This is a genomic window from Streptomyces sp. Je 1-369 (assembly GCF_026810505.1).
In the GTDB taxonomy this organism is placed as follows: Bacteria; Actinomycetota; Actinomycetes; order Streptomycetales; family Streptomycetaceae; genus Streptomyces.
This window is the reverse complement of sequence record NZ_CP101750.1, coordinates 3,448,632-3,465,387: the sequence shown is the minus strand read 5'-3', so window position 1 is coordinate 3,465,387 and position 16,756 is coordinate 3,448,632. Positions and strand designations below refer to the sequence as shown.

The following is a 16,756-nucleotide window of genomic DNA, read 5'->3' as shown; positions in this document are numbered from 1 at the left end:
CTTGGCCCGGGCCGCCTTCTCTGCCTGCTGGGACGCCTCGCGTCGCTACTTCACCGCGCCCGCCATCACCCCGGACACGAACTGCCGCTGGAACGCGAAGAAGACGGCCAGCGGGATCACCATCGAGATGAACGCGCCGGGCGCCAGGATCTGCACGTTGTCGCCGAAGAACCGCACCTGCTGCTGGAGCGCGACCGTGATCGGCGGCTTCTTGGAGTCGGCGAAGATCAGCGCGATCAGCATGTCGTTCCAGACCCACAGGAACTGGAAGATGCCGAGCGAGGCGATCGCGGGCGCCCCGAGCGGCATCACGACGCGCATGAACAGCCGCAGCTCGCCCGCACCGTCGAGCCGCGCCGCCTCCAGGAGCTCGCGCGGGATCTCCGCGAAGAAGTTCCGCAGGAGGAAGATCGCGAACGGCAGGCCGAAGGCCACGTGGAAGGTGATCACGCCGATCGTGGTCTCGAAGATGCCGATCTTGCCGAAGAGGTCGGCGATCGGCACGAGCGCCACCTGCACCGGTACGACAAGCAGCGCGACCACGCCGATGAACCACCAGTCGCGCCCCGGGAACTCCATCCACGCGAAGGCGTATCCGGCGAGCGAGCCGATGACCACCACGAGCAGCGTCGCCGGGACGGTGATCATGATGCTCGACAGGATCGAGTCGGTGATCGTCTCGTCCTTGAGGAGCGTCGTGTAGTTGTCGAGGGTCAGCTGCGAGGGCGCGCTGAACGCCTTCCACCAGCCGCTCTCGCTCATGTCCTGGGACGTGCGGAACGAGCCGATGAGCAGGCCGATCGTCGGCACCAGCCAGAACAGGCCCACCAGCACCAGGAAGACCCGCAGCGCGGTGCTGCCGAGCAGGGACGCGATGCGTCCCCCGAGCGACTGCCTGGCCTTCACGATCTCGGTCTGAGCGGTCACCGTCGCGCCTCCCGCCTCATCCGCCGAATGTTGAACAGCATCACGGGGATCACGAGGAGGAAGAGCAGCATCGCGATGGCGCTGGCCACTCCCGAGTCCTTGTCCAGGAACGCCGAGTTGTACAGCTGGACCGCGAGCACGTTCGCCTCGTCCTTCGAGGAGCCCGGCGGGATCACGAAGACCAGGTCGAAGATCTTCAGTACGTTGATCATGAGCGTGACCAGGACCACCGCGAGGATCGGGGCGAGCAGCGGCACCGTCACCCGCCGGAACACCTGCCACTCGTTGGCACCGTCCACCCGCGCCGCCTCCAGGAGCTCACGCGGCACGCTCGCCAGGCCCGCCGCGATCAGCACCATCGCGAACCCCGCCCACATCCACAGGTACGAACCGATGATCGACGGCGTGATCAGCGTGGGGCCCAGCCAGTCGATGCCGTTGTACGCCTCGCGGAAGTTCGACGCCGGATACCGCAGCTGCGCGCCGTCGGCCTCCTTCGGCAGCGCGAACGTCCCGTCGTCCGCCGCCTCGGTGGACGCCACCACCTCACCGTTCTTGACCGCCTCGATCCTGATGCCGGGGTAGCCGAACTCCGTACTGTCGGGGGCGTTCGCCTCGCCGCGGCCCTTGCCGCGCGTGAAGTCCTGCCAGGCCGTGCCCGTGACCTGCTGCGGGTCGGCCTCCGCGGGCCGCGCCGCCTTCGCGCCGTCCGGCATCTTGTCGGGCGGTACGCCGGTCAGCGGAAGCACCACGGGCGTGCCTGCCTTCACCGGCTCCTTGGTGATGAAGGCGCCGCCGTCCGCGTTCTTCAGCGGCGACGCGGTACTGGGATGCGCCTGCGGGAACGCCGACGACTCGGAGAACGTGTCGTGCACGCTCACCATCACGGCGTTGGCCACACCGCGGTCCGGGTCGGACTCGTACACGAGCCGGAAGATGATGCCCGCGGCCAGCATCGAGATCGCCATCGGCATGAAGATGACGAGCTTGAACGCCGTGCCCCAGCGCACCCGTTCGGTCAGGACCGCGAAGATCAGACCGAGGATCGTGGCGACCGTGGGCGCCACGACCACCCAGATCGCGTTGTTCTTGATGGCGGTACGGATGCTGTCATCCGTGAAGAGCGTCTTGTAGTTGCCGAACGCGGTGAAGTCGCCCGAATCGTCGAAGAAGCTGCGGAAGAACGAGTACCCGATCGGGTAGAGGACGAGCGCGCCGAGCAGCACCAGGGCGGGCAGCAGGAAGAGCACCGCCATGGCCTTGCGCGTGCCGGTCACGCTCTTGCGCGGGGTCGGAACCGGGGGCGGCGCCGTCTCCGGCGCACCCCCGGCGTTCACGGACGCCACCGCGTCAGTCCTTGTACGCCTTGGCCGCGGCGGTCTCCAGCGCCTGCTGCGTGCCCGCGACGTCCTTCGGGTTCTGCAGGAAGTCCTGCAGCGCCTTCCACTCGCCCTTGCCCGGCGTGCCGCCGAAGGACTGCGGGGCCTGGTCGGACATGTCGAAGCGGATGTCGTCGCCCGCCGCGATCAGGTTCTTCGCGATGTTGCGCTGCACGTCGTTCGGGTACGCCGCCATGTCCAGGCTCTTGTTCGGCGAGATGAAGCCGCCCGCCTCGGCCCAGATCTTCGCCGCGTCCGGCGAGCCGAGGAAGGTCAGCAGCGCCTGCGCGCCCTTGCTGTCCTTCAGCGCGACGGCGGCGTCACCGCCGACCACGGCCGGTGACTCGTCGCCGACCTCCGGGAAGGCGAACACCTTGGCGTCCGTCCCCACCTTCGCCTTCGTCTCCGAGATCGCCAGCGAGACCATGTCGCCCTCGAAGACCATGCCCGCCTTGGGCTGGTCGCCGCCGGTGAAGGTCTGCTTCACGGAGACCGGGAACTCGGTCTGCAACGCGCCCTTCGCGCCGCCCGCGACGAACCCCTTCGTCCCGAACACCTCGCCGAGCGTGGTCAGCGCTTCCTTGACGGACGGATCCGTCCACTTGATCTTGTGCTGGGCGAGCTGGTCGTACTTGTCCGGACCCGCCTGCGAGAGGTAGATGTTCTCGAACCAGTCGGTGAGGGTCCACGCGTCGGCGCCCGCGACCGATACCGGCGGCACCCCGGAGTCGTACACCGTCCGGGCGGTCTTCATGAACTCGTCCCAGGTCTTCGGGACCTTGACGCCCGCGTTCTCGAAGACCGCGGTGTTGTACCAGACCAGCGACTTGTTGGCGGCCTTGAAATAGACGCCGTACTGCTTGCCGTCGACCGCGCCGAGCTCCTGCCACCCCTTCGAGTAGTTCTTGTCGAGCTGCTTCTGCGCCTCGGCGCCGACCGGCTCGGCCCACTTGTTCGCCACGGCCTGCTCGATCGCTCCAACCTGCGGCAGCATCGCGACGTCCGGCGGCTGCCCGCCCGCCACCTTCGACTCCAGGAAGCTGATGATCGGGTCCTGGGCGGGTACGAAGGACACCTCGGCGCCCGTCCTCTTCTCGAACTCGTCGAGGACCTTCAGGAACACCTTGCGCTCCGCACCGCCCCAGACGGCGGCCACGGACACGTTCTCCCCGTCCAGCTCGGGCAGTCGCAGCGAAGATGCGGTGTCGTCGTCCGTGCCCTTGTTCCCCTTGTCCCCGTCGTCGCTGTCGTCGCCGCCGCACGCGGTGACGGTGAACGCGAGCGCGCCCGCGACGACGGCCGAGGCGATTCTGGCGGTGGTACGGCGATGTAGCGGTGCCCTGCGTGTACGAAGAGTGCTGCGCATCACTGCCCCGTTCTCTTCCTGACGAGTCCCGTGCGGTCTGGTCTACGCCCGCGCGGGGAGGGGCGGCAAGATGGCCTGCGCTGTCAACTCGCTGATCGTGATGGCGTTGTGACGTGGCGTCATGGGGTTTGGGGTGAGCCGCACGGTCTGTCAGGGTCGGGGTCGGGTCAGAGGGCGGGGGCGTCAGAGCAGAGACGGCACCTGGTCCGCGGAGACCGAGCGGGCCGCCCGCTCCAGCGCGCTGGCCAGCAGGGCCAGGTCGGTCGGCCCGTTGCCGAGCTCCCGGACCGGGCGCCGGGCCGGCGGATCGCCCATCCGCTCCCACTCCAGAGGCACCACGGTGGGCCGCAGCGTCGCCGTACGCGGAATGCGTCCCGTGACCCTCCCCGCCTGGAAAGCGGTGGCCCGGCCGTCCGGGGAGCGGAGCTCGCCCCGCCCGGGCGCGGGCTCCTCGGGACCGGACGCCACCGCGTCGAGCACCACACGGAGCGACGCGCGCTGCCCGAGCTCGGTCTCCAGGACCCGCTCGCTGCGCCCGGTGGTCGCCACGAGATGCACGCCGAGGCGCTCGCCGTCCCGCGCGACCGCCTCCAGAGCGCGGACGACGGAACCGGCGGCGGGCCGCCCGGGAGAGCCGAGTGCGGGCGAGAGGAGCGCGTCGAAGTCGTCGACGAGGACGACGAGGCGGGGCAGCGGCGGCCCCGGCTCCATCCGCTGCCGCGCCGAGGCGGGCCGCAGCCGCATGGTGGCACTGGGCGGCGGGTCGAGGTCCCCGTCGAGCCCCTGCGCGGGTACGGAGGCCGCGGACGGCGCCGGGGAGGGGGAGTTCGGCGAGTAGGGGGGCGCGGGGGTGGCTTCGGAGCGTGCGGGGTGGGAGGTCGCGGGGGTAGCTCCGGCACGGGCGGAGGGAGAGGTCGTGGCTTCGGAGCGTGCGGAGTGGCCGGTCGTGGTGTCGGAGTGTGCGGAGGCCGTGGCTTCGGAGCGTGCCGGGGCCGTGGAGGCCGCCGCGGCGCCCGGCGCGGACGACTGGGACCGCTGCGTCACCATCCGCCCCGACACCTCCCGCTGCGTGTGCCACTCGGCGAACCCGAGCCTGCCGAGCAGCTCGGCGCGCCGCTTCAGCTCCGCGGCCAGGGACTGCGCGAACGCCCGCATCCGCACCGGGTCGTTGGCGACGAGGTGCGTGGTGACGTGCGGCAGGTCCGTGCAGACACCGAGGCCCGTACCCTGCCGCCCCGCGGCCCCGCCCGCGCCGACACCGTCCCGCCCGTCGACGAGCACGATGCCGAGCCGGTCGGGGCGCTCGGCGGCGGCCAGGGACGCGGCGACGGAGCGCAGCAGTTCCGTACGGCCGCTGCCCGCCGGGCCCTCCGCGAGCAGGTGCGGCCCTTCGGCGCCGAGGTCGGCGACGACCGGGCCGCGCGGGCCCGCGCCGAGCACCGCCGCGGCACGTCCGCCGAGCGCCTCGGGATCGTCGCCCGCGGCCGCCCACCGCGCCATCAGAGAGGCGGGCGTGGCCCTGGCGAGCCCCAGCTCGTCGAGGAGCCGGGCCGACAGGGGCAACGGCGCCGACACGCGCGCATGGCCCTCGCCCGCCGTGCCGTCCGTGCGCAGCGGCGCGAGGGCCCGCGCGAAACGCTCGGCCCAGGCCGCCGACACGGCGTCCACGGCGGCGACGGTGCCGTGGCCCGCGGGCCGCCCACCCGCCGTCCGCATCAGCCGCAGCGCGGTCGCGACGTCGCCGCTGAGCAGCGCGGCGGCTCCGCACGCGCGGAAGGCGGGCGCCACCGAGCAGGCCGCCTCGTACGTGTCCAGGACCGGGGAGGCGGGCGACGCGGCGACCGTCTCGGCGAGGCACACCACGTGGATGCCCGCCTGCGCGCCCTCACCGGCAAGGCGGACGGTGGACTCGCGCAGGGTCGCGGACCCGGGGTCGCCGTCGACGACGACGACCGTGCGGGCGCCGGTCGCGGCCGTGCCCGCGTGTCCCGTGCCGCTGTCGGCGATGTGGTCGTCCAGGCGGCGGATCAGCTCGTCCGTGCGGGCCGCCGCCTGGTCGCGGTCGTAGGCGAGGAGGAGACGGCAGTCCTGGCCGTGCGCGGGCCGCAGATGGGGGAGCCAGCCGAGCCAGGCCCACTCGGCGGTGCGCTCGGCCGTGGGACGTGCCCGGTCCGTGCTGATCAGCACGATCTCCAGGGAGTCGGGGGAGTGCAGCGCGGCGAGTTGGGCGACGACCGCCCTGGCCAGGCCGGTGAGCCGGTCCCGCGGCCCGGCGAGACCCAGCGAGCCGGCCTCGCGCAGCCCGACCGTGACGGGGACGGCGGGCAGCAGCCCTTCCCGTCCGTCGGCGGCGGGCAGGGCGCGGTCGACCGTGCCGAGCCGCACCGCGAGCGACTCGGGGTGGCCGGGTCCGCGCTCCCAGAGGCGGGGGCCCGGGCCGAGCGCGGTGAGGAGCAGGGCGGCGGGATCGGGCCACGCCTCGGGGGTGCGGGCGGCCGCGGTTATGGCGAGGTCCTCGGGGGAGGGGCCGAACGGTCCCGGCCCGCGGCCGCCCGCGGGGCCGCCGTCCGCGTACGTGCCGTAGGACCCGCTGTGCCCGCTGTGTCCGCCGTGCCCGTCCTGCCCTCCGTACTCCCCGTACTCCTCGAACTCGTCGGGGCCCTGGCCGTCCGGGCCGTCGTACGGATCGGGGCCCTGGCCGCCGTCCCGGCCACCCGTCAACCGCCTGGCCCACGCCGAGAGCCCGCCGCGCTTGCGCAGGTTGCGGGGGACGGTCGTGCCGCGCGCGGGGGTGCCGGTGCGGGTGCGCTCGGTGTCGGGGGCGGTGCCTTGCTGCGGCACGACGGGGGTCTCGGCGCCGGTACTCCCGATACTTCCTGTACTGCCGATACTGCCTGTGCTGCCGGTGATTTGGGGCGTGCCGTGCTCGACGGGCGCGGGCCGCGTGCCGTACGCCCCGTACGTGCTCCGCGAGCCGTGGGCATTCGCCGCGCCGTACGCCCCCTGGGGGCTCTGGGCGCCGTGCGCGGCCGGGGCGTGGTTCGTGTCGTACGCACCCTCGCCGCCCCAACCCGCGGGGCCGAAGGCGTGCGGGGCGTGGTGGGCGGCGGAGCCGTGGGGTGCCGCCTCGACGAGGGTGGGCGGGGTCGTCGCGGCGGGCCGCACGCGCACGTGGCCCTCGCCGTCGGGCGCCGTCGCGAGCGCCGTGCCCGCACCGGATCCGGGGCCGCCCACGCCGTCCGTCAGCCGGAGCGCGGACTCGCCGATGCGGAGCAGGGAACCGGGGGAGAGCCGCACCGGCCGGTCGGTGACCTCCTTGCCGTCCACCGCCGTGCCGTTCGTCGAGCCCAGGTCCGTGACCGTGACCCGGCCGTCCGGGGTGAGCGTGACCGCGCAGTGCATGCGGGAGACGTCGGGGTCGTCCAGCGGGACGTCCGCGTCCGCGGAGCGGCCGACCTGGATCCGGCCACCGTGCAGGAGATGGACGCCGCCCGCGTCCGGACCGGCCACCACGTGCAACTGGGCGGCGGCACCCGCGAGTTCGGGGCCGGGCTCGGCGGGGGTGCCGAGCGAGAGCACCGCTCCGTCGATCAAGGGGGGCTCGCCGAGGGTGCAGCGCTGGGCGTCGAGGCGGTCCGGGCCCGCGTACAGCACGAGGGAAGCGTCGCTGCCCGCCACGGTCGTCGCCAGACCGGAGGCCACCGCGGCGAGCGCGGTCCCGGCGGGGGCGGTGACCAGGACGTCACAGGCGCCCTGGGGCCCGGTCGCCGCCGTGGGGCGGTCTTGCTGCTCGGTCTGGCCGCTGCGCGGCCCGAGGACGGTCAGCCGGATCTGCATCGCCGTCAGCGGTCCCTTCTGCGCTGGGCGCCCGGCACGGGGACACGCGCTGTGATTCCCCCCACCGCACACGGGCACGTCGGCCAGTACTGGAGGCATCCTCGCACCTGCCACTGACAACACGCCCGGCGGCCACCTGTAAGTGATCTTGATTGGTCGGCTCTGCTCGGAAAAGTGCCTGCTTGGACCGTTGCGGATATCTCCGGGCGTTCTTGAGCGAAGGTCGACCCCGAGGCCGGTCCGAAGGTCGGTTCGAAACCATCCGGCGAGACCGATTCGGAACCACTCGGCAACCAATGGCCACGGGCGAGCGTCTTCCCACCGAACAGCGATCCGGAATGCCCCGGAAAGAAAAAGGCCGGGCGGAATCGGACCGGCCGGTGCCATGTTCGACGGCATTACAGTGGGTCGGAACACCATCGGACAGCCCCCCGGACATGACCAGCGTCCGGGTCGGGACCAGCCAGACCAGCAGGGAGCGCATGACGTGCGGCCGGTAGGCAGCAAGTACCTGCTCGAGGAGCCGCTCGGGCGCGGCGCCACGGGCACCGTCTGGCGAGCCCGCCAGCGGGAGACCGCGGGCGCCGAGGCGGCCGTCCCGGGCCAGCCCGGCGAGACGGTCGCGATCAAGGTCCTCAAGGAAGAGCTCGCCAACGACGCGGATGTCGTGATGCGCTTCCTGAGAGAGCGGTCCGTCCTGCTCAGGCTGACGCACGAGAACATCGTCCGCACGCGCGACCTGGTCGTCGAGGGCGACCTGCTCGCCCTGGTCATGGACCTCGTCGACGGCCCCGACCTGCACCGCTACCTGCGCGAGAACGGCCCGTTCACGCCGGTCGCGGCGGCCCTGCTGACCGCCCAGATCGCCGACGCGCTCGCCGCCAGCCACGCCGACGGCGTCGTGCACCGCGACCTGAAGCCCGCCAACGTCCTCCTCAAGCAGGACAGCCAGGGCATGCACCCGATGCTCACCGACTTCGGCATCGCGCGCCTCGCGGACTCCCCGGGCCTGACCCGTACGCACGAGTTCGTCGGCACGCCCGCGTACGTCGCGCCGGAGTCCGCCGAGGGCCGCCCCCAGACCAGCGCCGTCGACATCTACGGCGCGGGCATCCTCCTGTACGAGCTCGTCACCGGGCGCCCGCCGTTCGCCGGCAGCTCCGCCCTCGAAGTCCTCCACCAGCACCTCAGCGCCGAGCCGCGCCGCCCCTCGACCGTGCCCGACCCGCTGTGGACGGTCATCGAGCGCTGCCTCGACAAGGACCCGGACCGCCGCCCCAGCGCCGAGAACCTCGCCCGCGGCCTCCGCGCCGTCGCCGAGGGCGTCGGCGTGCACTCCACCCCGGCGCAGATCGCCGCCGCGGAGGGCGTGGGCGCGCTGCTCATGCCGGATCCGTCGCCCGCCCACGTCCCGGAGACGCCGGGGGCGGCCGACCCGACGCAGGTGCTGCCGAGCAACGCGGGATCGTACGACCCGAACGCCGCGACCAGCGTCATGCGGAACACCGGCCACGGCGCGGGTGACGCCGACCCGACCTCCGTACTGCCGAACAACCGCGGTGGCAACGCCGACCCCACCGCCGTCATGCCGCCGGTCCCGCCGAACGGCCCCGGAGCGGACCCGAACGACCCGCACCCCTGGCAGAGCCAGATGGCCGCGGCCCGCGACCGCAACGAGCAGACGCAGTACCAGGCGCACCTGGACCCCGAGCAGGACCCGCTGCGCCGCCGCCCCCAGCGCCAGGTCGCCCGCCCGCAGCAGCCGCAACAGCCGCACCCGCAGCAGTACGCGCCGCAGCAGCCGCGCGACCAGCGGCAGCAGCGGCAGCAGTACGCGCCCGCGCCCCAGCAGCAGTACCAGCCCCAGCACCAGCCGCAGCAGTACGCCGCGCCCCCGCAGGCTTCGCCGCCCCAGCAGCCCGCCCCGCGCCCCACGCGGGAGCCCCGCGAGCCGCGCCAGCCGAGGCAGCGCAGCGCCAACCCGATGAAGATCCCGGGCCTCGGCTGCCTCAAGGGCTGCCTCTTCACGATCGTCATCCTCTTCGTGGCGAGCTGGCTCGTCTGGGAGTTCAGCCCGCTCCAGGACTGGATCGGTACGACGAAGGGGTACTGGGAGCAGATGCGGGACTGGTACGACACGGTCAGCGGCTGGATGGGCAAGATCGGCGGCAACTAGCCGGATCCCCGGACGGCTCCGAGAGGTGAACCCCGGACGGCTCCGAGGGTGAACCCCGGACGACGTTGGGGATTTGTCGACATCTGCAGGGTGATTTCTGCTCCCGGAGTGAAGGTTGGCGGCAAGGCCGCGTAGTTTTGTCGCCAACACGCATCCGTAGGAGCAGTCTTGACGCGCAAGATCGGCAGCCGGTACACCGCCCACCAGATCCTGGGCCGTGGCAGCGCCGGCACGGTGTGGCTCGGTGAGGGACCCGAAGGCCCCGTCGCCATCAAGCTGCTGCGCGAGGACCTGGCCTCCGACCAGGAACTCGTCGGCCGCTTCGTCCAGGAGCGCACGGCGCTGCTCAGCCTCGACCACGCGCGCGTGGTGGGCGTCCACGACCTCGTGGTCGACGGCAACGACCTCGCCCTCGTCATGGACCTCGTCCGCGGCACGGACCTGCGCACCCGGCTCGACCGCGAGCGGCGCATGGCCCCCGAGGCCGCCGTCTCCATCGTCGCGGACGTCGCCGACGGACTCGCCGCCGCGCACGCCGCGGGCATCGTGCACCGCGACGTCAAGCCCGAGAACGTCCTCCTGGACATGCAGGGCCCCCTCGGCCCCGGCGGCTCCCACCCCGCACTCCTCACCGACTTCGGCGTCGCCAAGCTGATCGACTCCCCGCGCCGCACCCGCGCGACGAAGATCATCGGTACGCCCGACTACCTCGCCCCCGAGATCATCGAGGGCCTCCCGCCGCGCGCGGCCGTCGACATCTACGCGCTCGCCACGGTCCTGTACGAGCTCCTCGCGGGGTTCACCCCCTTCGGCGGCGGCCACCCCGGCGCGGTCCTGCGGCGCCACGTCACCGAGACGGTCGTCCCGCTCCCCGGCATCCCCGAAGAGCTCTGGCAGCTCCTCGTCCAGTGCCTGGCCAAGGCGCCCGCGTCCCGGCTGCGCGCCTCCGAGCTCGCCGCGCGGCTGCGAGAGCTGCTGCCGCTGGTCGCGGGGATGCCGCCGCTCGACGTCGACGAACCCGACACGGAGTCCTCCCCGGCCGAGGAGACGTACGAGGACGCCGACCCCGAACCCCGGGAGGCCGCTCCCCGGCGGGGCGCGGTGCCGCTCGTCCCCGGCTCCGCCTCCGCCGACTCCAACCGCGACACGCACACGTCCATGCGCGTCCCCGGCCCCGACGAACTCGCCGGCGGCGCCCGCGGCACGGCCCGTGCACCCCGCGCCTCGGGCGCGGCCCGCCCCGGCTCCGCCAAGAACCGCACGTCCGCGCGGCGCCGCAAGATCACGCTTGGGGTCGCGGGAGTGGTGCTTGTCGCGGCGGCGGGTATCGGCACGTGGGCCGCGACGTCGGGCGACGACGCGGACCCGTCCCCCTCCGGCAGCACGAACTCGGCCCCTCCGGCCCCCTGACTCCGGGCCCACCCGGCCGGTCCCACTTGCCGTAGCCGTTACGCTGGGGTCGTGGCAGTCGTCGATGTATCCGAAGAGCTCAAGTCCCTCTCCTCGACCATGGAGTCGATCGAGGCCGTCCTGGACCTCGACAAGATGAGGGCCGATATCGCCGTGCTCGAGGAGCAGGCGGCCGCACCGTCCCTGTGGGACGACCCCGACGCGGCACAGAAGATCACCAGCAAGCTGAGCCACCTCCAGGCGGAGGTCAGGAAGGCCGAGGCGCTCCGTGGGCGCATCGACGACCTCGGCGTGCTGTTCGAGATGGCCGAGGAGGAGGACGACCCGGACACCCGCGCCGAGGCCGAGACCGAGCTCACGGCCGTCAGGAAGGCGCTGGACGAGCTGGAGGTCCGCACCCTCCTCTCCGGTGAGTACGACGCCCGTGAGGCGCTCGTCACCATCCGCGCGGAGGCCGGCGGCGTCGACGCCTCCGACTTCGCGGAGAAGCTGCAGCGCATGTACCTGCGCTGGGCCGAGCGCCACGGCTACAAGACGGAGCTGTACGAGACGTCGTACGCGGAAGAGGCCGGCATCAAGTCGACCACCTTCGCCGTGAACGTCCCGTACGCGTACGGCACGCTCTCCGTCGAGCAGGGCACCCACCGCCTCGTGCGCATCTCGCCCTTCGACAACCAGGGCCGCCGCCAGACCTCGTTCGCCGGCGTCGAGATCCTCCCCGTGGTCGAGCAGACCGACCACGTCGAGATCGACGAGAGCGAGCTGCGCATCGACGTGTACCGCTCGTCGGGCCCCGGCGGTCAGGGCGTCAACACGACGGACTCCGCGGTCCGCCTGACCCACCTGCCGACCGGCATCGTCGTCTCCTGTCAGAACGAGCGCTCGCAGATCCAGAACAAGGCGACCGCGATGAACGTCCTCCAGGCGAAGCTCCTCGAGCGTCGCCGCCAGGAGGAGCAGGCGAAGATGAACGCCCTCAAGGGCGACGGCGGCAACTCCTGGGGCAACCAGATGCGTTCGTACGTCCTGCACCCCTACCAGATGGTGAAGGACCTGCGGACGGAGTGCGAGGTCGGCAATCCCGAGTCCGTCTTCAACGGCGAGATCGACGGTTTCCTGGAAGCCGGAATTCGCTGGCGCAAGCAGCAGGAGAAGTAAATACCGCGCTGAGCGGCTTTATCGACAAGGCAACTACTGCCCATTGGGCGGCAGTTGCCTCTTGCGTCACAGTCGCATCTCCGTATGCCGGTCAACTCCCCCAATTTCGGACATCGCGCGCGCAACGACCTTGACGCTGCTGTGAAAAGTGGAAAGGCTAGCGCGCGGCATGCGTATTTCCGGGGCGCGTGGGATTCGTGGGGGCCGGTCGAATCGATCGAGTCATCCCCCGTCGAACGCAGCCCCGGACGCTGCCTCACTGACGATTCAGCTACTGGGGGTAGCAGCCAGATGACAAAGAAGACGCGGATCCGTGTCGCGCGGATAGCCGCAGGCGCAGTGATCGCCGCCGGCGCCTCGCTGACCGCCGCGGGTGCCGCCTCGGCCCTCGACGTCGGCGTCGACCTCGGCGGTGTGAGCGCGGGCGCTCACGCGGACGAGAGCGGCGTCGGCGTGGACGTGGACGTTCCGGGCGCGGGCGACGAGACGCCTCCGGGCGACGACCCGACGATCCCGGGCCCGGAGGACCCCGAGGAGCCCACGGAGGAGCCCACCGAGCCCACCGAGGAGCCCACGGAGCCCACCGAGGACCCGGAGCCCACCGACGACCCGACCGACCCCTCCGACCCGCCCACCTCGGACCCGACCGACCCGGGTGACGAGAACGGCAACGGCGGCGGCGGCAACGGCGGCGGTGGCGGCAACGACAACAACCCCGACGGCGGCTCCAACCCCGTCGAGCAGGGCAAGGGCAAGGACAGCCTGACCGACACCGGCTCCAAGCCGGTGGAGCAGGGCGGCAACAACGCCCAGCCGGCGGCCGACAAGGGCGAGCTGGCCGAGACCGGCGCCACCGAGACGACGTTCCTGCTGATCGGCGCCGCGACGATGATCGCCGGCGGCATCGGCTTCCGCTTCCTGCCGCGCCTCGTCGGCAACCGCGGCGCCGCTGCCTGACCCGTGAGGTCAATGCAACGGTGACGTACGCCACGCACGGCACGTACGCGTGAAGAAGGGCCCGGAGCTTCTGTGAACGAAGCTCCGGGCCCTTCCCTGTGGCGTCGACGCGTCAACCATCGGCGCCGTAACTCTCTGTATGTCAGGCCTTACGGCTCTACGCGGACTGGTGCGCCAGCAGCGCGACCGCCGCGATCAGCACCACGAGCAGCGCTATCAGTGCCGCGGGGTTGAGCCCCGCGAAGGGGCCCTCCTGCTGCATGCGCTCGCGATTGGCCCGGCACACGGGGCAGCGGCCTTCACTCACGGGCGCTGCGCAGTTCGCGCATACCAACCGATCCAGGGTCATGCGCTTCTCCTCCCGCACAGTCTCAGCCTGCCCAACGCCAGGGGGGACCCAATCGTTCCCCCTACCACTGTGCCAGCTTCCGCGGATTTCGGCGCGGCCCGCCCCTTCGTGACGGTTTCCGACACCGCCAGGCGTGACAATCTGCGCAACTCAGGACGCCGACTGCGCTCGCGTACCGGCTTCGCGTATGGTCACGCTCACCTACCCCCGGCAACCCGTGGTGCATCCGTGATCCGATTCGACAACGTCTCCAAGGCCTACCCGAAGCAGACCCGCCCCGCGCTCAGGGACGTCTCCCTAGAGATCGAGAAGGGCGAGTTCGTCTTCCTGGTGGGATCCTCCGGCTCCGGAAAGTCCACTTTCCTGCGTCTCGTCCTGCGTGAGGAGCGCACCAGCCACGGTCAGGTGCACGTCCTCGGCAAGGACCTCGCGCGCCTGTCCAACTGGAAGGTGCCGCACATGCGCCGCCAGCTGGGCACCGTCTTCCAGGACTTCCGGCTCCTGCCCAACAAGACCGTCGGCGAGAACGTCGCCTTCGCGCAGGAGGTCATCGGCAAGTCCCGCGGCGAGATCCGCAAGTCCGTGCCCCAGGTCCTCGATCTCGTGGGCCTCGGCGGCAAGGAGGACCGGATGCCGGGTGAGCTCTCCGGCGGTGAGCAGCAACGCGTCGCCATCGCGCGCGCGTTCGTCAACCGTCCCAAGCTCCTCATCGCCGACGAGCCGACGGGCAACCTCGACCCGCAGACGTCCGTCGGCATCATGAAGCTGCTCGACCGGATCAACCGGACCGGCACCACCGTCGTGATGGCCACCCACGACCAGCAGATCGTGGACCAGATGCGCAAGCGGGTCATCGAGCTGGAGAAGGGCCGCCTCGTCCGCGACCAGTCGCGCGGCGTGTACGGCTACCAGCACTGACGGCGCAGCTCGCCCGAGCCGTCGGCTCGGCCCGCCCGTTCCGTCCGATCCACCTGATCCACTGAAAGGCCGCCATGCGCGCCCAGTTCGTCCTGTCGGAGATCGGCGTCGGTCTCCGTCGAAATCTCACGATGACCTTCGCGGTCATCGTCTCCGTAGCGCTTTCGCTCGCCCTGTTCGGCGGCTCGCTGCTCATGCGCGACCAGGTGAGCACGATGAAGGGCTACTGGTACGACAAGGTCAACGTCTCGATCTTCCTCTGCAACAAGGCCGACGCCGAGCAGGACCCCAAGTGCGCCAAGGGCGCCGTCACGAACGAGCAGAAGGACCAGATCCTCGGCGATCTGAAGAAGATGCCCGTCGTGGACAAGGTCGTCCACGAGTCGGCGGACGAGGCGTACAAGCACTACAAGGAACAGTTCGGCGACTCCCCGCTCTCCAGTTCGCTGACGCCGGACCAGATGCAGGAGTCGTACCGCATCAAGCTGAAGGACCCGGAGAAGTACCAGGTGGTCGCGACCGCCTTCTCCGGGCGTGACGGCGTGCAGGCCGTGCAGGACCAGAAGGGCTATCTGGACAACCTCTTCGGGCTCCTGAACGGCATGAACTGGGCTGCCGTGGCGGTGATGGCGCTGATGCTCGTCGTCGCGCTGATGCTGATCGTCAACACCGTGCGCGTCTCGGCGTTCAGCCGCAGACGTGAGACCGGCATCATGCGGCTCGTCGGCGCGTCGAGCTTCTACATCCAGATGCCGTTCATCATGGAGGCCGCGGTCGCCGGTCTCATCGGCGGCGGCCTCGCCTGCGGCATGCTGCTCGTCGGCAGGTACTTCATGATCGACCACGGTCTCGAACTCTCCGAGAAGATCAACCTGATCAACTTCCTCGGCTGGGACGCGGTCTTCGCCAAGCTGCCGCTGGTGCTCGCGATCGGCCTGCTGATGCCCGCGCTTGCCGCGTTCTTCGCGTTGCGCAAGTACCTGAAGGTGTGACAAGAGCCCTCAGTGCGTCAGGGCGCCGTGCGGTTCAACCCGCCGTACGGCGCCCTTCGTTGTCCTAGACTCACCGTCATGTCAGGCCTCGACCGGTTCGCCGAGCGGTTCTCCGGGCCCCGCCGCATCCGCCGCGGGGCGACCCTGACATTGGTCTTCGCGAGCGTCCTCGTCACGGGCGCGGCCACCGGCTCGTGGAGCGACGCGGCGGACGACGGCCGGAATGAGCCGCCCCCTGCGGTGCGTTCCGGCGCCCTCGCGGCGCCGAAGGGGAAAGCCGACACCGCCGACGAGGCCGCCGACGCCGCGGCCGAGGCGATGGCCGACGGCAAGTCCGGCAAGGACGCCGCCGAGGAGGCCGTCAGCCGCAGCGGGGACCGCTGGGGGTCGGTGTACTCGCCGGGGGAGTTCCAGGAGTTCGAGAAGGCCCTCGGCGGCGCGTACACGGGCGTCGGCCTCTGGGCCCGGCGCGCGGCCGACGGGCACATCGAGGTCTCCAAGGTCCAGAAGGACGGTCCGGCGGAGCGGGCCGGCATCCGCGAGGGCGACCGGCTGCGCTCCATCGACGGCGAGCGCGTCAAGGGCCGACCCGTGACCGAGGTCCTCTCCCTGCTGCGCGGTGAGCGCGCGGGCACGCCGGTGGTCCTCGGCCTGGAGCGCGGCACGCGCGCGTGGAGCGAGAAGCTGCACCGGGCCAGGCTCACCACGGACTCCGTCACCGTCACCGAGGCGTCCGACGGCGACGTCGTGATCAAGGTCGACGCGTTCACGAAGGGCTCCGGAGAGGCCGTGCGGACCGCGGTGCGCGAGGCCCCCGAAGGCGCCGGGATCCTGCTCGACCTGCGGGGGAACTCCGGAGGCCTGGTGTCGGAGGCGGTCACCGCCACCTCCGCGCTCGTCGACGGCGGCCTCGTCGCGACGTACGACGTGCGCGGCGAGGAGAAGGCGCTCCACGCGGAGCGCGGCGGCGACACGGACCGGCCCGTGGTCGCGCTCGTCGACGGCGGCACGATGAGCGCCGCCGAGCTGCTCACCGGCGCCCTCCAGGACCGTGGCCGCGCCGTCGTGGTGGGCACCAGGACCTTCGGCAAGGGATCGGTCCAGATGCCGAGCCGCCTGCCCGACGGTTCCGTCGCCGAGCTGACCGTCGGCCACTACCGCACCCCTTCGGGGAGAGCCGTCGATGGACAGGGCATCACCCCCGACCTGGAGGCCGAGGACGGGGCCGAGAAGCGGGCCGAGACAGTATTGACTGGCCTCGGACCCCCCTCGTAGTGCGAAAATGGC

Annotated in this window: 12 protein-coding genes; 7 read left to right on the top strand and 5 right to left on the bottom strand. The window is 71.7% G+C overall.

The window, feature by feature from the left end; all coding sequences use genetic code 11:
• Positions 1-45: 45 nt before the first annotated feature.
• The 4 genes from NOO62_RS15770 to NOO62_RS15755 all read right to left on the bottom strand — a co-directional run bounded on the left by NOO62_RS15770 (position 46) and on the right by NOO62_RS15755 (position 7,509).
• Positions 46-927, bottom strand: a complete 882-nt coding sequence (locus NOO62_RS15770; RefSeq protein WP_268771523.1) for a carbohydrate ABC transporter permease — start codon at positions 925-927, stop codon at positions 46-48.
• Positions 924-2,204 (bottom strand): sugar ABC transporter permease, encoded by a 1,281-nt coding sequence (locus NOO62_RS15765; protein WP_321170651.1) that lies wholly within the window; start codon positions 2,202-2,204, stop codon positions 924-926. Before NOO62_RS15765 ends, NOO62_RS15770 begins: the two co-directional genes overlap by 4 nt.
• Positions 2,205-2,277: 73 nt before the next feature.
• A complete protein-coding gene (locus tag NOO62_RS15760; RefSeq protein ID WP_268771521.1) occupies positions 2,278-3,672 on the bottom strand; it encodes an ABC transporter substrate-binding protein in 1,395 nt (464 codons plus the stop codon).
• A 183-nt stretch (positions 3,673-3,855) separates the two neighbouring features.
• On the bottom strand, positions 3,856-7,509 hold the full coding sequence (locus NOO62_RS15755) for an FHA domain-containing protein (protein WP_268771520.1): 3,654 nt from the start codon (positions 7,507-7,509) through the stop codon (positions 3,856-3,858).
• 487 nt (positions 7,510-7,996) lie between these two features.
• Between NOO62_RS15755 and NOO62_RS15750 the strand changes: the two genes are divergently transcribed.
• The 4 genes from NOO62_RS15750 to NOO62_RS15735 all read left to right on the top strand — a co-directional run bounded on the left by NOO62_RS15750 (position 7,997) and on the right by NOO62_RS15735 (position 13,210).
• Entirely contained in the window at positions 7,997-9,685 is a 1,689-nt protein-coding gene (locus NOO62_RS15750; RefSeq protein ID WP_268771519.1) for a serine/threonine-protein kinase, read from the top strand.
• A gap of 168 nt (positions 9,686-9,853) precedes the next feature.
• Positions 9,854-11,095 (top strand): serine/threonine-protein kinase, encoded by a 1,242-nt coding sequence (locus tag NOO62_RS15745; protein WP_268771518.1) that lies wholly within the window; start codon positions 9,854-9,856, stop codon positions 11,093-11,095.
• Between the two features lie 51 nt (positions 11,096-11,146).
• Entirely contained in the window at positions 11,147-12,253 is a 1,107-nt protein-coding gene (prfB, locus tag NOO62_RS15740; RefSeq protein WP_268771517.1) for a peptide chain release factor 2, read from the top strand.
• A 291-nt stretch (positions 12,254-12,544) separates the two neighbouring features.
• The gene (locus NOO62_RS15735; RefSeq protein WP_268771516.1) at positions 12,545-13,210 is read left to right on the top strand and encodes an LPXTG cell wall anchor domain-containing protein; all 666 of its coding nucleotides are present in this window, start codon (positions 12,545-12,547) and stop codon (positions 13,208-13,210) included.
• Positions 13,211-13,367: 157 nt separating this feature from the next.
• Here NOO62_RS15735 and NOO62_RS15730 read toward each other — a convergent pair whose 3' ends face one another.
• On the bottom strand, positions 13,368-13,559 hold the full coding sequence (locus NOO62_RS15730) for a hypothetical protein (RefSeq protein WP_150168511.1): 192 nt from the start codon (positions 13,557-13,559) through the stop codon (positions 13,368-13,370).
• Between the two features lie 228 nt (positions 13,560-13,787).
• Here NOO62_RS15730 and ftsE point away from each other — a divergent pair, with 228 nt between their 5' ends.
• From ftsE to NOO62_RS15715, 3 genes are all read left to right on the top strand, one after another.
• Positions 13,788-14,477, top strand: a complete 690-nt coding sequence (ftsE, locus tag NOO62_RS15725) for a cell division ATP-binding protein FtsE (protein ID WP_055569411.1) — start codon at positions 13,788-13,790, stop codon at positions 14,475-14,477.
• A gap of 74 nt (positions 14,478-14,551) precedes the next feature.
• Complete coding sequence (gene ftsX, locus NOO62_RS15720) at positions 14,552-15,469, top strand: permease-like cell division protein FtsX (RefSeq protein ID WP_268771515.1); 918 nt, start codon at positions 14,552-14,554, stop codon at positions 15,467-15,469.
• Positions 15,470-15,547: 78 nt separating this feature from the next.
• The gene (locus NOO62_RS15715) at positions 15,548-16,744 is read left to right on the top strand and encodes a S41 family peptidase (RefSeq protein WP_268771514.1); all 1,197 of its coding nucleotides are present in this window, start codon (positions 15,548-15,550) and stop codon (positions 16,742-16,744) included.
• The last annotated feature ends 12 nt before the right edge of the window (positions 16,745-16,756 follow it).

Excerpts from the sequence above, each read along its gene's own strand:
- NOO62_RS15760 (WP_268771521.1), bottom strand. The coding sequence starts at position 3,672 with ATGCGCAGCACTCTTCGTACACGCAGGGCACCGCTACATCGCCGTACC.
- NOO62_RS15755 (WP_268771520.1), bottom strand. The coding sequence starts at position 7,509 with ATGCAGATCCGGCTGACCGTCCTCGGGCCGCGCAGCGGCCAGACCGAG.
- NOO62_RS15735 (WP_268771516.1), top strand. The coding sequence starts at position 12,545 with ATGACAAAGAAGACGCGGATCCGTGTCGCGCGGATAGCCGCAGGCGCA.
- NOO62_RS15730 (WP_150168511.1), bottom strand. The coding sequence starts at position 13,559 with ATGACCCTGGATCGGTTGGTATGCGCGAACTGCGCAGCGCCCGTGAGT.
- ftsX (WP_268771515.1), top strand. The coding sequence starts at position 14,552 with ATGCGCGCCCAGTTCGTCCTGTCGGAGATCGGCGTCGGTCTCCGTCGA.
- NOO62_RS15715 (WP_268771514.1), top strand. The coding sequence starts at position 15,548 with ATGTCAGGCCTCGACCGGTTCGCCGAGCGGTTCTCCGGGCCCCGCCGC.